20 protein-coding genes and 3 tRNA genes are annotated in these 20,176 nt (G+C 63.2%); 10 read left to right on the forward strand and 13 right to left on the reverse strand.

Annotated features, from left to right (window positions below):
* Positions 1–9 precede the first annotated feature (9 nt).
* The 9 genes from D0Y60_RS20735 to D0Y60_RS20775 all read right to left on the reverse strand — a co-directional run bounded on the left by D0Y60_RS20735 (position 10) and on the right by D0Y60_RS20775 (position 5,710).
* Positions 10–1,146, reverse strand: coding sequence for an NADH-quinone oxidoreductase subunit E (locus D0Y60_RS20735; RefSeq protein ID WP_117371854.1), 1,137 nt, complete (start codon positions 1,144–1,146; stop codon positions 10–12).
* Between the two features lie 16 nt (positions 1,147–1,162).
* On the reverse strand, positions 1,163–1,399 hold the full coding sequence (locus D0Y60_RS20740) for a hypothetical protein (protein ID WP_117371855.1): 237 nt from the start codon (positions 1,397–1,399) through the stop codon (positions 1,163–1,165).
* Entirely contained in the window at positions 1,399–2,589 is a 1,191-nt protein-coding gene (locus D0Y60_RS20745; protein ID WP_117371856.1) for an NADH-quinone oxidoreductase subunit D, read from the reverse strand. The genes D0Y60_RS20740 and D0Y60_RS20745 overlap by 1 nt, the downstream gene beginning before the upstream one ends.
* A gap of 48 nt (positions 2,590–2,637) precedes the next feature.
* Positions 2,638–3,243, reverse strand: coding sequence for an NADH-quinone oxidoreductase subunit C (locus tag D0Y60_RS20750; RefSeq protein WP_117371857.1), 606 nt, complete (start codon positions 3,241–3,243; stop codon positions 2,638–2,640).
* Positions 3,244–3,261: 18 nt separating this feature from the next.
* Positions 3,262–3,843 carry an NADH-quinone oxidoreductase subunit B gene (locus tag D0Y60_RS20755; protein WP_117371858.1) on the reverse strand — a complete coding sequence of 194 codons (582 nt, stop codon included), beginning with the start codon at positions 3,841–3,843 and terminating at the stop codon, positions 3,262–3,264.
* Positions 3,834–4,199 carry an NADH-quinone oxidoreductase subunit A gene (locus D0Y60_RS20760; protein WP_117371859.1) on the reverse strand — a complete coding sequence of 122 codons (366 nt, stop codon included), beginning with the start codon at positions 4,197–4,199 and terminating at the stop codon, positions 3,834–3,836. The genes D0Y60_RS20755 and D0Y60_RS20760 overlap by 10 nt, the downstream gene beginning before the upstream one ends.
* Before the next feature lie 285 nt (positions 4,200–4,484).
* Positions 4,485–5,372 carry a prohibitin family protein gene (locus D0Y60_RS20765; RefSeq protein ID WP_117371860.1) on the reverse strand — a complete coding sequence of 296 codons (888 nt, stop codon included), beginning with the start codon at positions 5,370–5,372 and terminating at the stop codon, positions 4,485–4,487.
* A gap of 137 nt (positions 5,373–5,509) precedes the next feature.
* Positions 5,510–5,586 (reverse strand) — tRNA-Asp (locus tag D0Y60_RS20770).
* Positions 5,587–5,633: 47 nt separating this feature from the next.
* Positions 5,634–5,710, reverse strand: a tRNA-Asp gene (locus D0Y60_RS20775).
* A 241-nt stretch (positions 5,711–5,951) separates the two neighbouring features.
* Between D0Y60_RS20775 and D0Y60_RS20780 the strand changes: the two genes are divergently transcribed.
* Positions 5,952–6,027: transfer RNA gene (locus tag D0Y60_RS20780), tRNA-Val, on the forward strand.
* Positions 6,028–6,107: 80 nt separating this feature from the next.
* On the opposite strand, the gene D0Y60_RS20785 is transcribed toward D0Y60_RS20780, so the two are convergent.
* The gene (locus D0Y60_RS20785; RefSeq protein ID WP_117371861.1) at positions 6,108–6,335 is read right to left on the reverse strand and encodes a hypothetical protein; all 228 of its coding nucleotides are present in this window, start codon (positions 6,333–6,335) and stop codon (positions 6,108–6,110) included.
* Between the two features lie 283 nt (positions 6,336–6,618).
* On the opposite strand from D0Y60_RS20785, the gene D0Y60_RS20790 reads away from it, so the two are divergent.
* Positions 6,619–7,053 carry a pyridoxamine 5'-phosphate oxidase family protein gene (locus D0Y60_RS20790; protein WP_117371862.1) on the forward strand — a complete coding sequence of 145 codons (435 nt, stop codon included), beginning with the start codon at positions 6,619–6,621 and terminating at the stop codon, positions 7,051–7,053.
* Positions 7,054–7,074: 21 nt separating this feature from the next.
* Here the strand turns inward: D0Y60_RS20790 and D0Y60_RS20795 are convergent, their stop codons facing one another.
* On the reverse strand, positions 7,075–7,617 hold the full coding sequence (locus tag D0Y60_RS20795) for a Pycsar system effector family protein (protein WP_117371885.1): 543 nt from the start codon (positions 7,615–7,617) through the stop codon (positions 7,075–7,077).
* 171 nt (positions 7,618–7,788) lie between these two features.
* Here D0Y60_RS20795 and D0Y60_RS20800 point away from each other — a divergent pair, with 171 nt between their 5' ends.
* Entirely contained in the window at positions 7,789–9,747 is a 1,959-nt protein-coding gene (locus D0Y60_RS20800; protein ID WP_117371863.1) for a CHASE2 domain-containing protein, read from the forward strand.
* Positions 9,748–9,750: 3 nt separating this feature from the next.
* Here the strand turns inward: D0Y60_RS20800 and hutC are convergent, their stop codons facing one another.
* Positions 9,751–10,485: a histidine utilization repressor gene (hutC, locus tag D0Y60_RS20805; protein WP_117371886.1), complete on the reverse strand. Its 735-nt coding sequence runs from the start codon at positions 10,483–10,485 to the stop codon at positions 9,751–9,753.
* A 91-nt stretch (positions 10,486–10,576) separates the two neighbouring features.
* Entirely contained in the window at positions 10,577–11,923 is a 1,347-nt protein-coding gene (locus tag D0Y60_RS20810; protein WP_117371864.1) for a formimidoylglutamate deiminase, read from the reverse strand.
* Between the two features lie 116 nt (positions 11,924–12,039).
* Between D0Y60_RS20810 and hutI the strand changes: the two genes are divergently transcribed.
* The 7 genes from hutI (at position 12,040) to D0Y60_RS20845 (ending at position 19,875) form a co-directional block, all read left to right on the forward strand.
* On the forward strand, positions 12,040–13,263 hold the full coding sequence (hutI, locus tag D0Y60_RS20815) for an imidazolonepropionase (RefSeq protein WP_117371865.1): 1,224 nt from the start codon (positions 12,040–12,042) through the stop codon (positions 13,261–13,263).
* 40 nt (positions 13,264–13,303) lie between these two features.
* Positions 13,304–14,839 (forward strand): histidine ammonia-lyase, encoded by a 1,536-nt coding sequence (gene hutH / locus D0Y60_RS20820; RefSeq protein ID WP_117371866.1) that lies wholly within the window; start codon positions 13,304–13,306, stop codon positions 14,837–14,839.
* A gap of 1 nt (position 14,840) precedes the next feature.
* Positions 14,841–15,641 carry an N-formylglutamate deformylase gene (gene hutG / locus D0Y60_RS20825; RefSeq protein WP_117371867.1) on the forward strand — a complete coding sequence of 267 codons (801 nt, stop codon included), beginning with the start codon at positions 14,841–14,843 and terminating at the stop codon, positions 15,639–15,641.
* Between the two features lie 16 nt (positions 15,642–15,657).
* Positions 15,658–17,334, forward strand: coding sequence for a urocanate hydratase (hutU, locus tag D0Y60_RS20830; protein WP_117371868.1), 1,677 nt, complete (start codon positions 15,658–15,660; stop codon positions 17,332–17,334).
* Complete coding sequence (locus tag D0Y60_RS20835; RefSeq protein WP_117371869.1) at positions 17,334–17,912, forward strand: HutD family protein; 579 nt, start codon at positions 17,334–17,336, stop codon at positions 17,910–17,912. Before hutU ends, D0Y60_RS20835 begins: the two co-directional genes overlap by 1 nt.
* Positions 17,913–17,996: 84 nt before the next feature.
* Positions 17,997–18,983, forward strand: coding sequence for an aldo/keto reductase (locus D0Y60_RS20840; RefSeq protein ID WP_117371870.1), 987 nt, complete (start codon positions 17,997–17,999; stop codon positions 18,981–18,983).
* 115 nt (positions 18,984–19,098) lie between these two features.
* The gene (locus D0Y60_RS20845; protein WP_117371871.1) at positions 19,099–19,875 is read left to right on the forward strand and encodes an ABC transporter substrate-binding protein; all 777 of its coding nucleotides are present in this window, start codon (positions 19,099–19,101) and stop codon (positions 19,873–19,875) included.
* Positions 19,876–20,176: the final 301 nt, after the last annotated feature.

The raw sequence follows: 20,176 nt of genomic DNA on the forward strand, positions 1-20,176 counted from the left end.
TTCACCTCTTTACCGCGGCTTCTTGCCGAAAACGCGGATGTATTCCGCTTCACCGCCCTTGGCGAGCGCCTCGGCCTGCCTGACCCAGTCGTCGCGCTCGATGCGGCCCTTGAAATTCAGATAGCCGTCGGCCCACTCGCGCTGTTCCGGCGTCCACGACGCAACCTGCGCGAAGGTGAAGATGCCGAGGTCATGCAGAATGCCTTCGATCTTCGGGCCGACGCCAGAGATGAGTTTCAGGTCGTCAGGCGTTGCAGGACGTTCGATGCCGGCGGGACGGTTCTTGTCGTCCAGCGACGGCTTGCCCACAGCGGCAGCGACCGGCTGCTTGACGGCGGCATCGCCACCTTCCGCGCGGGTGTCGCCCTTCGCCTTGGCATTGGCTGCCGCTTCGGCCTTGGCATTGGCCGGGGTCTTCAGTTTGGCGTCGGTTTCATCCGCATCCGTCTTGGCGCGCGCGGCATTCGACGGAGGAACGCTGACACTCTCCTCGCCGGCCTTCTTGGCGCGGGCAGAGGGCTTTTTGGCGGCGGCTTCCGGCTCATTCAGACTGGTGAGACCACCGGCCGGCGCGGAGAAGACGCGTTCGATCTGCGGACCCGGCTCGACGGTCGCGCCCTTGCCGGCATCGAAGCGATCGATGATGTGCTCGAGCTGCGTCGGCGTCAGGTCTTCAAAACTGTCCTTGAAGATCATGACCATCGGCGCGTTGACGCAGGCGCCCTGACACTCGACCTCTTCCCAGGAGAGCGTGCCGCTCTCGTTGCGGTGGAAGGGCTCCGGGTGGATGCGCTTCTTGCAGACGTTGATCAGGTCTTCCGAGCCGCGCAGCATGCAAGGCGTGGTGCCGCAGACCTGGATATGGGCGCGCGTGCCGATCGGCAACAGTTGGAACTGGGTGTAGAAGGTCGCGACTTCGAGCACGCGGATATAGGCCATATCCAGCATGTCGGCGACGGATTCGATCGCCGCCTTGGTGACCCAGCCGTCCTGCTCCTGCGCCCGCATGAGAAGTGGGATCACCGCAGACTGCTGACGGCCCTTCGGATACTTGTTGATGGTTGCCTGGGCCCAGGCCGCATTCTCCTTGGTAAAGGTGAAGCTGGCGGGCTGGACACTGTCATCGGCTAGTCGACGAACGGACATTCTGTAACGCCTTGTCTCAGTTGATCGACCTGCACTGCGTATTCGCCGTATTGACGAATTCGCAGGCATAGGCCGACTGGTCATTCTGCATGAAGATGACGTAGCGGCTGCCGTTCGGCGCCGCCGCCTTGATTTCGTAGCCTTCGCTCGCCAGCTGGCCCATCGTCTTGGCAGCGCTGCCCGTCTCCGCGTCCTGCGCATGGGCAGCGGTGGCAGCGAGAAGAGCGATGGCGGCGAAGACGACTTTCGGCATCAGCGGTCAACCTCGCCGAACACGATGTCGAGCGAGCCGAGGATCGCCGAGACGTCTGCGAGCTGGTGGCCGCGACAGATGAAATCCATCGCCTGCAGGTGGGCATAGCCCGGCGCGCGGATCTTGCAGCGGTAGGGTTTGTTGGTGCCATCCGCGACGAGATAGACGCCGAATTCGCCCTTCGGCGCCTCGACGGCTGCGTACACCTCACCGGCCGGCACGTGATAGCCTTCCGTATAGAGCTTGAAGTGATGGATGAGTGCTTCCATCGAACGCTTCATCTGACCACGCTTCGGCGGAACCATCTTGCCGTCGATCGAGGAGACCGGGCCGACCTTGGCGTCCCCGAGCAGGCGATTGACGCACTGGCGCATGATCTTGGCCGCTTCGCGCATCTCGATCATGCGGATGACGTAACGGTCGTAGCAGTCGCCGTTCTTGCCGATCGGAATGTCGAAGTCGAGGTCGGAATAGCACTCGTAGGGCTGCGAGCGGCGCAGGTCCCAGGCTGCGCCCGAACCGCGCACCATGACGCCCGAGAAGCCCCAGGCCCAGCAATCTTCCAGCTTCACCACGCCGATATCGACGTTGCGCTGCTTGAAGATGCGGTTGCCGGTCAGGAGCTCGTCGATATCATCGACGGTCTTCAGGAACGGATCGATCCACTTGCCGATGTCTTCCACCAGCTCGTGCGGCAGGTCCTGATGCACGCCGCCCGGACGGATATAGGCTGAGTGCATGCGCGCGCCGCAGGCGCGCTCATAGAACACCATCAGCTTTTCACGCTCTTCGAAGCCCCAGAGCGGTGGCGTCAGCGCGCCGACGTCCATGGCCTGGGTCGTGACATTGAGCAGGTGTGACAGGATACGACCGATTTCCGAATAGAGCACGCGGATCAGCTGGCCGCGGATCGGCACTTCCGTGCCCGTCAGCTTTTCGACGGCAAGCGCGAAAGCATGCTCCTGGTTCATAGGCGCCACGTAGTCGAGGCGGTCGAAGTAAGGAACAGCCTGAAGATACGTCTTCGTCTCGATCAGCTTTTCGGTGCCGCGATGCAGCAGGCCGATATGCGGATCGACGCGTTCGACGATTTCACCGTCCAACTCCAGAACCAGACGGAGAACCCCGTGCGCCGCAGGATGCTGCGGGCCGAAGTTGATATTGAAATTGCGAACGTTGTGCTCGTTCATGCCGCTTGCTCCAGAGGCCGGCGCCCTAGCGGGTCGCCCGACCCAAAATCAGTTCGTCTTCGCCTTCTCGTCGCCCGGCAGCACGTACTCTGTGCCTTCCCAGGGAGAGAGGAAGTCGAAGTTGCGGAATTCCTGCTTCAGTTCGACGGGCTCATACACGACGCGCTTGACCTCGTCGTCGTAACGCACTTCCACGAAGCCGGTCGTCGGAAAATCCTTGCGCAGCGGGTGCCCCTCGAAGCCGTAGTCGGTGAGGATGCGGCGCAGGTCCGGATGGCCGGTGAAGAGAATGCCGTACATGTCGTAGGCTTCACGCTCGAACCAGTCGGCGCCCGGATAGACCGAGAAGGCCGAGGGAACGGGCACGTCCTCGCCGGTCGCGACCTTGACGCGGATGCGCTGGTTCTGGCGCGGCGACAGCAGATGGTAGACCACGTCGAAACGCTCGGCACGGGCCGGCCAATCAACGCCGCAGACGTCGATGAGATTGACGAAACCGCACTGCACGTCGTCGCGCAGGAAGGTCAGAAGATCGAGGATGCGCGCACCGTCCGTCTTCAGGGTGAGTTCGCCATAGGCGATGTCGGAGGCGGTCACCAGACCGCCGGCCGCTTCGCCGATATAGGAGGAAAGCTCCTGGAGGGCTTCGCTCATGTCTAAAGTCCCCTGCCCTTAACGCTCGATCGTACCGGTCCGGCGGATCTTCTTCTGCAGCAGGAGCACACCATAAAGGAGCGCTTCCGCCGTGGGAGGACAGCCTGGTACGTAGATGTCGACCGGCACCACGCGGTCACAGCCGCGTACCACCGAATAGGAATAATGATAGTAGCCGCCGCCATTGGCGCAGGAGCCCATCGAAATGACGTAACGCGGCTCGGGCATCTGGTCATAGACCTTGCGGAGCGCGGGTGCCATCTTGTTGGTCAGCGTGCCGGCGACGATCATAACGTCGGACTGGCGCGGGCTAGCGCGCGGCGCAAAGCCGAAACGCTCGACGTCGTAACGCGGCATCGACAGCTGCATCATTTCCACGGCGCAGCAGGCGAGACCGAAGGTCATCCACATCAGCGAGCCGGTGCGGGCCCAGGTGATGAGTTCGTCCGTGGACGTGACCAGAAAACCCTTGTCGGCGAGCTCGTTGTTGATCTCGCCGAAATACGCATCATTGCTGCCGATGGGCTTGCCGGTATTGGGATCGATGATCCCCTTAGGCTGCTGGGCAACGAGCGTGCTGCTGGTATGAGCTACTCCCATTCGAGTGCTCCCTTCTTCCATTCATAGATAAAGCCGATGGTCAGGACACCGAGGAAGACCATCATGGACCAGAAACCGAACCAACCGAGCTCACCGAAGGACACCGCCCACGGGAACAAGAAAGCCACTTCGAGGTCGAAGATGATGAAGAGGATCGACACCAGATAGAAGCGGATGTCGAATTTCATGCGCGCATCGTCAAACGCATTGAAGCCGCACTCGTAAGCGGAAAGCTTTTCCGAATCAGGCGCCTTGTATGCGACGGCAAACGGCGCGACCAGCAGTGCAATGCCGATAACGAGCGCGATACCGATGAAGATGGCGATCGGGAGATAGGAACCGAGAAGTTCAGTCATTGGCGTCCATCCTGCCTGCTGTCGGCGCCGGAGAGACGCCTGTTGGTCCAAGACCTGCAAGCCGAGAAAGTATGTTGCAACGCCATGTCGTTAGCGCAGCGAGCGTGTCGGCGCAAGGCTTTGTCCGGCTTTCGCCGCAATCATTGTGTTCTTTTACCGGCCACCTCGAAAGGCAGCCGGCGTGTCCATTTAAATCGTTACGATTTTATGAAGCGTGTTTCGCCTTTATGACACGATTTTCATCGCGGATGCGGCGGAAAAGCCGTGGCGGGTCGCCCCTCCTGGTTAATTTGCGTTCAGATTGAGCATCGGGATCGATCCGCCCGGCAGCATGGTGCGCGGCAATTGCCCATCCCATTTTTCCGCCTGGGTCAGCGAGACAAGGCCAGGATTGTCCTTCAGCGCGTCACCGCGCGCCTTGATCGCTTCGGCTTCCGCCTCACCCCTGAGCTTGATCGCCTCCGATTCGGCCTGGGCCGCCAGACGCACCGCATCGGCCTGCGCCTGGGCTTCCGCGCGGCGGGCATCGGCCTGGGCGCGCGCCTGCGTCACCGTGATTTCCGCCTGCACCTTTTCGCGTTCGGCATTCTGGCGCAGCCGCTGCACCTCCACCTCGGCCAGCATGCGCTGCTCGATGCTCGCCTCATAGGCTTCGGAAAAATCGATGTTTTCGATCTGGACGCTTTCGATCAGCACCGGCCCGGCAATGCCCTCCTGGATCGCCGCCGCGACCTCGGAATTCAGCCGGCCACGCTCCTGAATCGCCGTCACCGCATTGAAGCGGCCAAAAACCGTCTTTGTCTCTTCAAAAACCTTGCGCTCGATCAGGCGGGAAAGCAGCCCATCCTCGCCGCCGTAATTGGCATAGACGGCCTCGACGCGATCGGCGGGGATCCGGTAATTCACGGAAAGACGGATATCGGCCGGCTGCTGGTCGCGGCTATAGGCCTCCATCTTTTCATAGACCACGGCCTTTGATTGCACGAAAATCCGCACGACAGAATCAATCAAGGGCAATTTGAAGCCGAGACCGGGATCCGCCGTGCCCGCAACGGCACCATAGCGCAAAATCACGCCGCGCTCGCCCTGATCAATGGTGAACCACGACCCAAAGAGAATGCTGAGCGCAACAAGTGCGGCAAAACCGGACAGAGCCATCGTGACATAACGCATGCGAATCCTCTTCTTCGATCGGGCAGGCTATACGAAGACGGAGGAAGCGCTGCAAACATTCGGCGCAAACAACGAAAATCGGCACGTAAAGTCTTACGCGAGCAAAAACCGACAATTGCTTGGAGGAGAAGAAAGAATGGCGCGAGTGACGGGGCTCGAACCCGCGACCTCCGGCGTGACAGGCCGGCACTCTAACCGACTGAGCTACACCCGCGCATCTTGTGGACCTTTCGGTCCTGAATGTTTCTTGGGCCTTTCGAGTGGCGCGAGTGACGGGGCTCGAACCCGCGACCTCCGGCGTGACAGGCCGGCACTCTAACCGACTGAGCTACACCCGCATCCTCGAAAGCGTCCGGGCGAAACACCCGTCCCGAGCGGCCTGCGCCGTTCGATGAGCGGCTAACTACGGGGTTCGTGTTTGGGTGTCAAGCAGGTTTCAAGACAAAACAATGACGCGGCGCGAAATGTTTCCACACCCTTCTGGATCGCCATGGGGGCATTCAAAAAAATGCAAAAAACTTTGCGATTGCCTCTTGCGGTTCAATCCGGTTCCGCATAGATCACAGCCACCAACGCGGCGGGCGATTAGCTCAGTTGGTAGAGCGCCTCGTTTACACCGAGGATGTCGGGAGTTCGAGTCTCTCATCGCCCACCATCTCATTCCGCTTAATGGCTCCCGTTAGATCATACCCTGGGCAAAGCCCATGGAGCCAAAAACGGCCTGCAGATAGTGGTTCATCCCGAGCGGCGCGGACCGAAATTGATCCTCACGACATTGAAGAATTCGAGCTGCGGCTTTGCATCGCGCATTGTCGGACCGTCTCGATGCAAGGCCCGTTCGTCTGCCTCCGCCCTCATCTCCTGAAGTTTCCGGTACAGATGCGCCACGACCTTCTGATAGAAGGACACGACTTCCCGATGCTCACCGCGCGGGATGTAGAGTTCGTCGAATCGCTTCGTCATCGTCTTCACCTCCTGTCGAAAAGCAATTCGTGGCGAATTGCGAAGTTCCGTTTTTCAGCACTCCATGGTTAACCCTGTGTAAGCGCATCATTTGCACTGCGCTAAGGAACCTTCACCAACGAACGACATTCCCCTAGCGATTGCGGACCGTGTCAACCGGACGCGACAGGGATGTAGATTATGGTGGTTTTTCCGGTTTCTCACCATGGCGACAAGCGGCAGTCGCGTGCCTCACCTGTCCGGGCCGTCTCATTACGTAGCCCCTTAAAAAAGGTCACGCCTCATGTCTTCGATGACGCTTCCCGAAATTGCGCGCAAACTGAAGAAGATCGATTTTTGCATGATGTCGACGCATGGCGGATCGTCCGCCATTACAAACCGTCCAATGAGCAATAATGGTGACGTCGATTATGACGGTGATTCCTGGTTCTTCTCCTTTGAAGACACCAATAAGATCGCTGATATCACCCGCGACCCGCAGGTCACCCTGGCCTTTACGGAGCCGCCGAGCCTACTCGGCAAGCCCGGAATTTTCATTTCCATCGAAGGCGAGGCGCGCATCAGCAAGGACAAGGCCCAGTTCAGGGACCATTGGGTTCCCGATCTGGAGCGCTGGTTCACGGAGGGCGTGGACACACCCGGCCTTGTCCTCATCCAGGTGCGCGGCAAACGCGTGCAATATTGGGATGGCGAGGAAAACGGCACGCTCACGCTTTGACGGCAACGGCTAATAGAGACGTCAGCGGGTTGCGAGCAGCGCCACATAAGCCAGCACGGTCAGCAGCAAACCCCGGAACGCGAAGCCGACGAAACGGTATTTCTCGCGAGCGATCGAGGCCATCGCGTCGGCGTTCTGCATGTACTGTTCAAAGAGATAGTCAATGTCACGCGCGAGCGCGGCCTTGCGAAACCCCTCGCGGTGATGCGGCCAGGCGCCCCAGAATAGCGACGTCGAATTGTCGACGCGGCGAGGCAGCACGACGAGGATCGCCGAGACGATGGAAAAGACAAGCGCGAGCGCCAGGAGGCCGGAGAAGATGTCCGAGGTCCAGTCACCCTCGGCGTAGCGCGACCAGGTGAAGACGGCGCGGCTTTCCGTCGAGGTCACCAGCAGCGCCAGCATGAAGGTGAAGATATAGGCGGCCTTCTGGTCGGAAAGCTTCACCTGGTCGTAGAAGACATCGTTGACGCGGCGGATATGGTCGAAATGTTCGAGTGCTATGCCTTCGGTGCCGTCGACCACCGGTTGCAGGATTGCCGCGCGTTCATCGGGTTTTGCCATGTCTTCATCCTTGCCTTGCTTCAACGTGATAGCGAAGCGCCTCCGGATTGCAATGCGGTCCGGCTTGACTTTTTCGGGGGGATCACGAGTGCTGGCGGTCATGCACAATCGCCCATGCTGCCACGGACCATCATTCACTGCCTTCCTCAATTGCCCGGCCGGGAGCGCAGTATGAGCCGCGCCTTTCGCCATCCCGGTCTTTGGTCGCGGCGCTCGAAGCGGCTGGCGCTGCTGACATTTGCGGTCGCGGCCCTTGTCTCGACACTGGCGCAGCTGCCTGGCTGGGCGCTCGCGGATCTGCGTGCCTTCGACTATCTCTCGACGATCGACACGCCGAGCCCGCCTCCAGACGGCCCGATCATCGTGGCAATCGACGAGCCGTCGCTGGCCGAGATCAACGCGCAATGGCCCTGGCCGCGCGAGCTGCATGCGCGCCTCATCGAAAGCCTGCGCAGGGCCGGTGCGGTCGCCATCGGCGTCGACATCATCTTCGCCGAGCCCTCCAACCCGGCCTCCGATGCGGCGCTGGCAAAAGCACTTGGCCCGGATGTCGTTCTGGCGGGGGATGAAAGCGTGATCGTCACGCCGCAGGCCGACCAGCTGCTGCGCACGACGCCGTTGCCGGCCTTCACCGAAGCGGGAGCCGTGACCGGCATCGCCTCCATAGCGCTCGGCGGTGACGGCGTTTTCCGTGATCTTCCCCGCTATGAAGACGGCTTTGCGATGTCGCTCGCCCGCGTGGCCGGCCGAAAGAGCGTGTCGCCGGATGGCCGGCTGCTACAATCCTTCGGCCCTTCGCGCAGCTATCCGACGGTCTCCTACTACCAGGCGCTCGACCCTGAAAACATGCTGCCGCAGGACACATTCAAGGGCCGGGTGGTGATCGTCGGGCTCAGCCTGCAGAACGCGCCTGTGATCAATTCGGGCGGCGCGGACGCCTTCGCCACCTCCTATACAGTGCATACCGGCCGCCTTGTGCCGGGCGCGGAGATCCAGGCGACGATTTTCGACAACCTGACAGCGGGCGCAGCCATCCGGCAAGCCGGTACGCCCTTCGCGATCGCGGCTATCGCCCTTGCTGCCCTTGTCTCGGCAATCTTCGTGCGCCGCGCGACGCGCTGGGAGACGGCCGCGCTCAGCTTTTTCGCCACGCTGCTCATCGGCTTCCTCAGCTTCGTACTCCTCCGCGAGGCGCACCTCTTCATTTCGCCCGTCGGCCCCACGCTCGCCCTGCTTTTCGTCGCCATTGGCCAGACCGCCTTCGACTATGCCGAGGAACGCCGGCAGCGGCGCGAGATCGTGCGCGCCTTCTCGCAATATCTGTCCCCTGCCCTCGTCGAGCGGCTGGCGCGCGATCCCTCGCAGCTGAAACTCGGCGGCGAGCGGCGCACGCTGTCGATCCTGTTTTGCGACGTGCGCGGCTTCACCACCATTGCGGAGGCGCTGAAGGACGATCCGGAGCAGCTGACGACGCTGATCAACCGGCTGCTCACCCCCCTCTCCGATATCGTGCTGAAACATGGCGGCACCATCGACAAATATATCGGCGATTGTCTGATGGCCTTCTGGAACGCGCCGCTAGACGATGGCGAGCATGCCCGCCATGCGGTGGTCGCGGCGCTCGACATGCTGGACGCGATGGCAACGCTCAATGCCGAACTTAGCGCGGAAGCGCAGTCTACCGGGACGCCCTATCACATGCTGCGTATCGGCATCGGCATCAATACGGGTGACTGCGTGGTGGGCAATATGGGCTCTTCGCAGCGCTTCGACTATTCGGTGCTGGGCGACGCGGTCAACCTTGCCTCCCGTCTCGAGGGCGCGTCAAAAACCTATGGCGTGCCGTTGCTCATCGGCGAGCGCACAGCGGAGCTTGCCGATGAACATTTTGCCGTGCTCGAACTCGACCGCATCACGGTGAAAGGCCGGACTGCCGCCGCGCCCGTCTTCACCGCCGTGCGTAGCCTGCCGGAGGCGGCGAAAGCCACGCATGCCCGCTTCATCGCGGATAAATATGCCGGCCGCCTGACGGCTGACGACGCGGCCTTCGATGCGCTTTCGGAGGCAAGCCCCGTGCTCGCGCCCTACTATGAGACGATCCGCGCGGCGCAATTTGCTGGCGGCGCGTGAGGCTCAGAGGGCCTGCTTGGGATGGCTCGGGGCGAATTCGGCGACGAGTTCGTGTTTTTCGCCGGGATAGGTCAGCCGCACATGGGTGATGTAGACACCGCCGCTCCAGGTGCGGCGCTCGACGACCAGACACGGCGTCCCGGGCGCGATGGCCAGAAGCTCGGCGGTGCGGGCATCGGCACCGACGGCGCGGATGCGATGTTCGGCAGCACTCCACGGCACCTGGCTGATCAGCCAGGCCCCCGGCGCCGTGGCCTCGAAGCTCTCGTTTATCGCCTCCGGCACCGCAGCAAGGTTGATGAGGCGCTCCTCCAGGCAGAAGGGTTGGGCACCGGCGTAATGCAGGGCGGAAATCTCGACGAGGCGGGCCTGTTCGGCGAGCTCCATCAGACGGCGGTCGGCCGCCTTGGCGGCGCGGCTTAGCCGCGCGCGCCGCTCATAGCGATAAGGCAAGCCGAGCGATTCGACCTCGAGGCGAATATCGTGGATTTCCAGCACGGCGGACTGGGCATGCGGATGCGTGACATAGCTGCCGGATTTGCGGCGCCGCTCGATGAGGCCACGTTTGACGAGCTCGGTGATCGCCTTGTTCACCGTCATACGCGAGCATTGATACTGCTCGGTCAGCTCGTGCTCGAAGGGAATGCGGTGGCCCGGCGGCCATTCGCCCGACAGGATCTTGCCCTCTACATCCTCCAGGATGCGGCGGTGCAGCGAGGGCTCCTTGGCCTCGACCACGCTTCTGTCCTCATCGATGGAAATGGTCGCCTCCGGCTTGCCGGGCGCGGAATCGCCCGGTGGCAAAGTCATAACGCCTTTCAAGGCGGGCTCAAGCCTCGGCCAGTGCCCGCATGGTCGCGGTGAAGTGCCGGCCGATCGCCTCGCGCGCCACATGGCGGCCACCTTTGACCTGCTTGCGGCCATGGACCCAGACGCAATCGACCTCGGCGCCATTGGCGAAGATCCAGCCGTCAAGCAGCGCATCGCCGTCGAGATCGAGGCCGTGGCGGGTCTTCACGCTGACGAAATCGGCGGCCTTTCCAGCCGCAATGCCCGATTCGGCGCCGAGGGCAGCGGCACCGCCGATCAGTGCGCCATCGAACAGCGCGCGTCCGGTGGAACCACCGGGTACCGCCAGTACATTGCGGGCGCGGTGGAAGAGGCGCTGCGAATATTCGAGCTGGCGCAACTCATCCGGCAGGCCGATCAGCACATTCGAATCGGAGCCGACGCCATAGCGGCCACCGGCGGCGAAGAAGTCGGGCGCGGGGAAGGTACCATCGCCGAGATTGGCTTCGGTGATCGGGCAAAGGCCGGCAATGGCGCCGGCTTCCGCCATGCCGCGCGTTTCGGCCTCCGTCATATGCGTGGCATGGATGAAGCACCAGCGGCCATCGACCGCCTGGTTGTCCAGCAGCCATTCCACCGGGCGGCGGCCGGACCAGGCGATGCTGTCCTCCACTTCCTTCATCTGTTCGGAAATGTGGATGTGAACCGGCTTGTCGCCCGCCATGGCGACGACGTCGGTCAGCTCATCCGGCGTGACGGCACGCAGGCTGTGCGGCGCGACACCCGTGATGCCTTCCGGCAGCGCATTCGTTAGCGACCGGCAGCGCTCCAGCAGGCGGCCGTAGGATTGGCGGTCGTTGATGAAGCGGCGCTGCCCCTCGCCCGGCGCCCTACCGCCGAAGCCGGCATGGGCGTAGAAGACCGGCAGCAGCGTCAGCGCGATCCCCGTCGCCGACGCGGCCGATGCGATGCGCGCGGCCATCTCGGCGATATCGCCATAGTGACCGCCATCCTTGTCATGATGCAGATAGTGGAACTCGCCGACGCGGGTGAAACCGGCTTCGAGCATTTCCACATAGAGCTGGCCGGCGACGGCCTCGACGTCGTCGGGCGTCATGGACAGTGCAAAGCGGTACATGACATTGCGCCAGCTCCAGAACGAATCGCTGCCGGGGCCGCGCATTTCCGCAAGGCCCGCCATACCGCGCTGGAAAGCGTGGCTATGAAGGTTCGGCATGCCCGCGACCACCGTGTCGTGGCGCTCGTCGCTTGCAACGGATGAAACACCGGTCTCGACGGATGCGATACGACCGCTTTCGACGGCGATCCGAACATCCTTTGCCCAGCCACTGGCGAGCAGCGCCTGCCTTGCATGAATGACGGCCATTGCCCGTCCCTCCCTTCCCGATTGTCCCTGCCTGACGCCCAACCGGCAAAATGCCTCTTGCGCCCCTGATGATTATGTATATACATTATATCCATCACAGGGAAGAGGCAATCACCATGACGGCAACGGAAAAGGACACGGCCCGCGTCTGGCGCAATGCACGGCTCGCGACGCTCAAGGAAAGCCTACCGGGTCTCGGTATCGTCGAGAACGGCGCCATCGCCGTGGTGGACGGCCGCATCGCCTATGCCGGCCCCGAGGCCGATCTTCCCGCCGAATTTGCCGCGGCCGAAAGCGTCGATTGCGAAGGCCGCTGGATCACCCCCGGCCTCGTCGATTGCCACACCCACCTCGTCCATGCCGGCGACCGCGCCCATGAATTCGAGCTGCGTCTTGCCGGCGCTTCCTATGAAGAGATCGCGCGGGCCGGCGGCGGCATCGTCTCCTCCGTCAAGGCCTTGCGGGACGCGAGCGTGGACGATCTCGTGCGCCAGACGCTGCCGCGCCTTGATGCACTGATCGCCGAAGGCGTGACGACGGTCGAGCTGAAATCCGGCTACGGCCTCGATACGGAAAACGAAGTGAAGTCGCTGCGTGCCGCCCGCCGTGTCGCCGATGAGCGCGACATCACCGTGCGCACCACCTTCCTCGGGGCGCATGCGCTGCCGCCGGAAATGAAGGGCGACAAGACCGCCTACATCGACAAGGTGGTGAACGAGATGCTGCCGGCCGTCGCTGCCGAGGGTCTTGCCGACGCCGTCGATGGCTTCTGCGAGGGCATCGCCTTCTCGACGGACGAGATGAAGCGGGTCTTCGATGCCGCCAAGGCGCATGGCCTGCCGGTAAAGCTGCATGCCGACCAGCTTTCCAACCTGCACGGTGCAGCGCTTGCCGCCGACTATGGCGCGCTTTCGGCCGATCACCTCGAATATACCGACGATGCGGGTGCGGCCGCCATGGCGAAAGCCGGCACCGTCGCCGTCATCCTGCCCGGCGCCTTCTATTTCATCCGTGAAACCAAGAAGCCGCCGATCGATCTCTTCCGCAAGCACGGCGTCAAGATGGCCGTGGCCACCGACAGCAATCCCGGCACCTCGCCGCTGACCTCCCTCCTCCTTACCATGAACATGGCCGCAACCCTCTTCGGCATGACCGTCGAGGAATGCATCGCCGGCACGACGCGCGAAGCCGCGCGTGCGCTGGGCCTGGTCGATGAAGTGGGGACGCTGGAGGCTGGAAAATGGGCCGATTTCGTCCTCTGGGACATCGGCCGGCCGGCGGAACTGGTCTATCGCATGGGCTTCAACCCCATGTTTGCCCGTATCCGCAGCGGACATTGATCACTCTTTGCGCAGCCGAGAGCTGCATCGGGGAATAAACATGACGATCACGCTTCACCCGGGCTCCGTGCCCCTGAAAACCCTTGAAACCATCTACTGGACCGGCGAGGCCACCAGGCTCGACGCCTCCTTCGACGCCGGCATCGAGAAGGCCGCCGCCCGGATCGCGGAAATCGCCGCCGGCGACGCGCCGGTCTACGGCATCAACACCGGTTTCGGCAAACTCGCCTCGATCAAGATCGCGCCGGCCGATGTCGCCACGCTCCAGCGCAACCTGATCCTGTCGCATTGCTGCGGCGTCGGTAAACCGCTGTCGGAAAACATCGTGCGCCTCGTCATGGCGCTGAAACTGATCTCGCTCGGCCGCGGCGCCTCCGGCGTGCGCATCGAGATCGTCCGCCTTCTCGAGGCCATGCAGGCCAGGGGCGTCATCCCGGTCATTCCGGAACAGGGCTCCGTCGGCGCCTCCGGCGATCTCGCACCGCTCGCCCATATGGCGGCGGCGATGCTCGGCGAAGGGGAAGCCTTCTATGCCGGCGAACGTCTGCGTGGCGGCGAAGCCCTCGCCAAGGCCGGCCTTAAACCCGTCATTCTCGCCGCCAAGGAAGGCCTTGCCCTAATCAACGGTACGCAGGTTTCCACCGCGCTGGCGCTCGCCGGCCTCTTCCGTGCGCACCGCGCCGCCCAGGCCGCCCTCGTCACCGGCGCGCTCTCCACCGATGCCGCGATGGGCTCCTCCGCACCGTTCCATCCCGATATCCACACGCTGCGCGGCCACCAGGGCCAGATCGACGCCGCCGCTTCGCTGCGCGCACTACTGTCCGGCTCCGTCATCCGCGAAAGCCACATCACCGGCGACGAGCGCGTGCAGGATCCCTATTGCATCCGCTGCCAGCCGCAGGTCGACGGTGCCTGCCTCGATCTCCTGCGCTCGGCCGCCCGCACGCTCGAAATCGAAGCCAATGCCGTCACCGATAACCCGCTCGTCCTCTCCGACAACAGCGTCGTCTCGGGCGGCAACTTCCACGCCGAGCCGGTCGCCTTCGCCGCCGACCAGATCGCCATCGCCGTCTGCGAAGTCGGTGCGATCGCCCAGCGCCGCATCGCGCTGCTGGTCGATCCGGCCCTGTCCTTCGGCCTGCCGGCCTTCCTTGCCAAGAAGCCGGGCCTCAATTCCGGCCTGATGATCGCAGAAGTCACCTCGGCCGCGCTGATGAGCGAAAACAAGCAGATGGCGCATCCGGCCTCGGTCGATTCGACGCCGACCTCCGCCAACCAGGAAGACCACGTCTCCATGGCCTGCCACGGCGCCCGCCGCCTGCTGCGCATGACGGAAAACCTCTCCGCCATCGTCGGCATCGAAGCGCTCGCCGCAGCCCAGGGCATCGAGTTCCGCGCGCCGCTCGTCACCAGCCCGGAGTTGCAGAAGGTCATCGCGGCGCTGCGCACCGTCGTCGCCACGCTGGAGGAAGACCGCTACATGGCGCCGGACCTTGCCGCCGCCGGCACCTTCGTCACCTCGGCTGCGCTGGCCGCTTCGGTCTCCAAGGGCATCCTGCCGGTGCTGGGGGCATAAGGTGGCGGTCTTCGAAACCCATCAGGGCACCTCGCCCGTCATTCTCGCCTTCCCGCATACCGGCACGGATGTCCCGGCCGATATCTGGGCGCGCCTTGATGACAACGGCCGCATCCTTGCCGATACGGACTGGCACATCGAACGCCTCTATGACGGCCTGCTGGCGAGCGCGACGACCGTGCGCGCCACGTTCCACCGCTATGTCATCGACGCCAACCGCGATCCCGCGGGCGTCAGCCTCTATCCCGGCCAGAACACGACAGGCCTCGTTCCAGAAACGGATTTCGACGGCACGCCGATCTGGAAGGACGGCGAGGCGCCGACCGAAGCCGATATCGCCTATCGGCTCGCCAATTTCCACGCGCCCTACCACGCGGCCCTCGCTGCTGAAATCGAGCGCGTGAAGGCGATCCACGGCGTGGCGATCCTTTACGATTGCCACTCGATCCGCTCGCTAATCCCCTTCCTGTTCGAAGGCCGGCTGCCGGATTTCAACGTCGGTACCGACATGGGCCGCACCTGCGACAAGGCGATCGAAATGGCGACCTACGAGGTCTGCGCTTCGGCCGAAGGTTATACCAGCATCCTCAATGGCCGCTTCAAGGGCGGCTGGACGACACGCCACTATGGCAAGACGGAGACCGGCGTGCACGCCATCCAGATGGAGCTTGCACAGGTCAGCCACCTTGCCACGGAGGCCCCGCCCTTCGATCTCGACGAGGCGAAGGCCGCAAAGCTCCGCATTCCTCTCAAAGACATCCTGCAACGCATCGAGGCGCTTGCCTCCACCCTGACACGCTGAACCGGGAGAACAGCCAATGACCGCCAATCCTCGCCACAACATCCGCGACGTGCGCGCCGCCACCGGCACCGAACTGACCGCCAAGAGCTGGATGACCGAAGCGCCGCTGCGCATGCTGATGAACAACCTGGATCCGAACGTTGCGGAAAACCCGCATGAGCTGGTCGTCTACGGCGGCATCGGCCGCGCCGCCCGCACCTGGGCCGATTTCGACAAGATCGTCGCGTCGCTGCGCGATCTCGAAGAAAACGAGACGCTGGTCGTGCAGTCCGGCAAGCCCGTCGGCATTTTCCGCACGCACAAGGATGCGCCCCGCGTGCTGATCGCCAATTCCAACCTCGTGCCGCACTGGGCGACCTGGGATCACTTCAACGAGCTGGATAAGAAGGGTCTTGCCATGTACGGCCAGATGACGGCCGGATCGTGGATCTATATCGGCTCGCAGGGTATCGTTCAGGGCACCTACGAGACCTTCGTGGAAGCCGGCCGCCAGCACTATAACGGCGACCTCAAGGGCAAGTGGGTGCTGACCGGTGGCCTCGGCGGCATGGGCGGAGCCCAGCCGCTCGCAGCCGTGATGGCCGGCGCCTCCTGCCTTGCTGTCGAGTGCAACCCCGACTCGATCGATTTCCGCCTGCGCACCCGCTATATCGACGAAAAGGCCGAGACGCTGGACGAAGCGCTCGCGATGATCGACCGCTGGACGAAGGCCGGTGAAGCCAAATCCGTCGGCCTGCTCGGCAACGCTGCCGAAATCCTGCCGGAAATGGTTCGCCGCGGCATTCGCCCCGACATGGTGACCGACCAGACCTCCGCGCACGACCCGATCAACGGCTACCTGCCCAAGGGCTGGACGATGGCTGAGTGGAAGGCAAAGCGCGAAAGCGACCCGAAGGCCGTCGAAAAGGCCGCACGCGCCTCGATGCGCGAACATGTCGAAGCGATGATCGCCTTCCAAGACATGGGCATCCCGACCTTCGACTACGGCAACAACATCCGCCAGGTCGCCAAGGAAGAGGGCCTGGAAAATGCCTTCGCTTTCCCGGGCTTCGTGCCGGCCTATATCCGCCCGCTGTTCTGCCGCGGCATCGGCCCGTTCCGCTGGGCGGCCCTGTCCGGCGATCCGGAGGATATCCGCAAGACCGACGCCAAGGTGAAGGAACTGCTGCCCGACAACAAGCACCTGCACAACTGGCTCGACATGGCGCAGGAGCGCATCGCCTTCCAGGGCCTTCCGGCGCGCATTTGCTGGGTCGGCCTCGGTGATCGTCACCGCCTCGGCCTCGCCTTCAACGAGATGGTCAAGAATGGCGAGCTCAAGGCGCCGATCGTCATCGGCCGCGACCACCTCGATTCGGGCTCCGTCGCCTCGCCGAACCGCGAAACGGAAGCGATGAAGGACGGTTCGGACGCCGTGTCCGACTGGCCGCTGCTCAACGCGCTGCTCAACACTGCCTCGGGCGCGACCTGGGTGTCGCTCCACCACGGCGGCGGCGTCGGCATGGGCTTCTCGCAGCATTCGGGCGTCGTCATCTGCGCCGACGGCACGGATGCGGCAGCCGAGCGCCTCAGCCGCGTGCTGTGGAATGACCCGGCAACCGGCGTCATGCGCCACGCCGATGCGGGCTACGACATCGCGCTTGATTGCGCGAAGGAAAAGGGCCTGCGCCTGCCGGGCATCCTCGGCAACTGATGGCGAAGCTCCTTCGCAACGCCGACCATCGCCGCATGCCGTGGAAGAACGGCGGCGGCGAGACGGTCGAGGTGATCGTCCATCCGGAAGGCGCGAGCCTTTCGGATTTCTGCTGGCGCGTCAGCATGGCGACTGTGGCGAGCGACGGGCCGTTCTCGGTCTTTCCCGGCATCGACCGCACGCTGGCGGTGCTCTCCGGCGAGGGCATGGATCTCTCCATCGAGGGCCTGGGTGACCGGCTGCTGACGCCGGCTTCCGCCCCGCTGCCCTTCCCCGCCGATGCACCCACCACGGCGCGCCTGACCCACGGCCCGATCACCGATCTCAACGTGATGACACGGCGCGGTGTCTTCGGTCATACGCTCACGCATCATGTCGTCACGGGCTCGACGGCGCTTCCGGCATCGTCAGGCGAACGCCTGCTGCTGGCGCTCGAACCACTCGGCGTGTCCACCGCGGAAGGCCTGATCGGCCTCCAGCCGCTCGATGCTCTGGTGCTCGGCGGCTCGGAGAAGGCCGACGTGCTGGCCGCTGGCGAACGCAGCGCGTTCTATCTGGTAGAAATCACTCCCGCCTGAGCCATCGGCGCAAGCGATTTCCTTGTCCGCACTTCTGTGGAGTGCTACCTCCCGGCACATCAATTTTTGCCGGGAGATATTTTGATGAGACATCGCAAATTCGGCCGCACGGGTTTTACCACCACGGATATCGGTTTCGGCGCCTGGCAGATCGGCGGCGCCTGGGGTGACGTCAGCGAGACCGACGGCCGCGCCGCCCTCAATGCCGCGCTCGACGCCGGCATGAGCTTCATCGATACCGCCGACGTCTATGGCGACGGCCGCTCGGAAAAGATCATCGCCGATGTGCTAAAGGATCGCGGCGGCCAGCGCCCGATGGTCGCCACCAAGGCCGGCCGCCGGCTCTCGCCGCATGTCGCCGACGGCTACACCAAGGCCAATCTCGAAGGCTTCATCGACCGCAGCCTGAAAAACCTCGGCGTCGAGCGCCTCGACCTCGTGCAGCTGCATTGCCCGCCGACCGACGTCTATTACCGCCCCGAGGTCTTCCAGGCGCTGGACGAGATCAAGGCCGCCGGCAAGATCGCCAATTACGGCGTCAGCGTCGAGAAGGTCGAGGAAGCGCTGAAGGCGATCGAATATCCCGGCGTCGTCAGCGTGCAGATCATCTACAACATCTTCCGCCAGCGCCCGGCGGCGCTGTTCTTCAAGGAAGCCGCCCGGCGCCAGGTCGCCGTCATCGCCCGCGTGCCGCTGGCAAGCGGTCTGCTCTCCGGCAAGATCACCCGCGAAACGGCCTTTGCCGCCGATGACCACCGCAACTTCAACCGCAACGGCGATGCCTTCGATGTCGGCGAGACCTTTGCCGGCGTGCCCTTCGAGACCGGCCTGCAGGCCGTCGAGGAAATCCGCGCGCTGGTGCCGGCAAGTCAGACCATGGCGGCCTTCGCGCTGCGCTGGATCCTGATGGCAGATGCCGTCAGCGTCGTCATTCCCGGTGCCCGCAATGCTGAGCAGGCCGAGGCCAATGCCAAGGCCGCCGGCCTGCCCGCGATCCCGGAAGACGTCATGGAAGCGACGCGCGAGATCTATTACCGCCTCGTCGCGCCGCATGTTCAGCATCGCTGGTAAATCAAAGCGAGCGCATAAACGGAAATGATAGCCGACATCAGGTCTATCTATTTCGTTTATGCGCAGCCTCGCGTTACCGTTCCCCATCGGTCACGACAACAACAGGGGAACGACCATGAAGAAAATGCTGCTCGCACTGGCGCTGGCAGGCTCCACCCTCCTTTCCGCAGCCGCTTCCGCCGAAACGCTGAAGATCGGCACGGAGGGCGCCTACCCGCCCTTCAACTTCCAAGATTCCAACGGCAAGCTCGGTGGCTTCGACGTGGAAATCGGCCTTGCGCTCTGCGAGAAGATGAAGGTGGAATGCGAAGTCGTCGGCCAGGATTGGGACGGAATCATTCCCGGCCTTCTCGCCAAGAAATACGACATGATCATCGCCTCGATGTTCATCACCGAAGAGCGCAAGAAGCAGGTCAACTTCACCGACCCCTACTATCTCGCCGCCATGACCCATGCCGCGCCGAAAAATTCCGGCATTACGGATTTCACCAATGAAGGCATGAAGGGCAAGACGATCGGCGCCCAGGGCGGCACGACGCAGGCCGACTATGCCGCCGCCGTTTATCCCGATGCCGATATCAAGCTCTATCCGACGCAGGATGAAGTGAACCTCGACATGGCAAACGGCCGTCTCGACCTGCAGGTCGGCGACATGATCCCGCTGCTCGACTGGGTCACCAAGAACGACGACGGCAAGGCCTGCTGCGAACTGATCGGCGAGCCGATCACCGACAAGAAGTTCGTCGGCGAAGGCGTGGGCATTGCCGTGCGCCAGGAAGACAACGATCTTCGCGAAAAGCTGAACGCCGCCCTGAAGGAAATCCGCGAGGACGGCACATACAAGAAGATCAACGACAAGTACTTCTCCATCGATATCTACACGATGAAGTAAGGATTTTGGGGCGGCTTCGGCCGTCCCTTTTCTTTTCCGGCCTCACGGACCCGGCTGGGCGTTTCCTACGTTCTCCGTCATGCAGTAGGCGGCCGATATGAATGGATCGGCCTCGTCATCGCCAATCGGACTGACAAGGAAAGGAAACGGGTCGAGTGCCCGTCGTGGCCGAAAATCCATGCGTGCTTCTACGCCTGTCGCCAGCAGGTCATCCACATAGGACCCTGCGAGCCCGCTGGTGCTAAACCGTTCCCACATATGGCATTTCCCCTTCCTCGGGGTGCTCAATGCGCCGGAAACG

This window comes from Shinella sp. WSJ-2 (assembly GCF_003432075.1).
GTDB lineage: Bacteria > Pseudomonadota > Alphaproteobacteria > Rhizobiales > Rhizobiaceae > Shinella.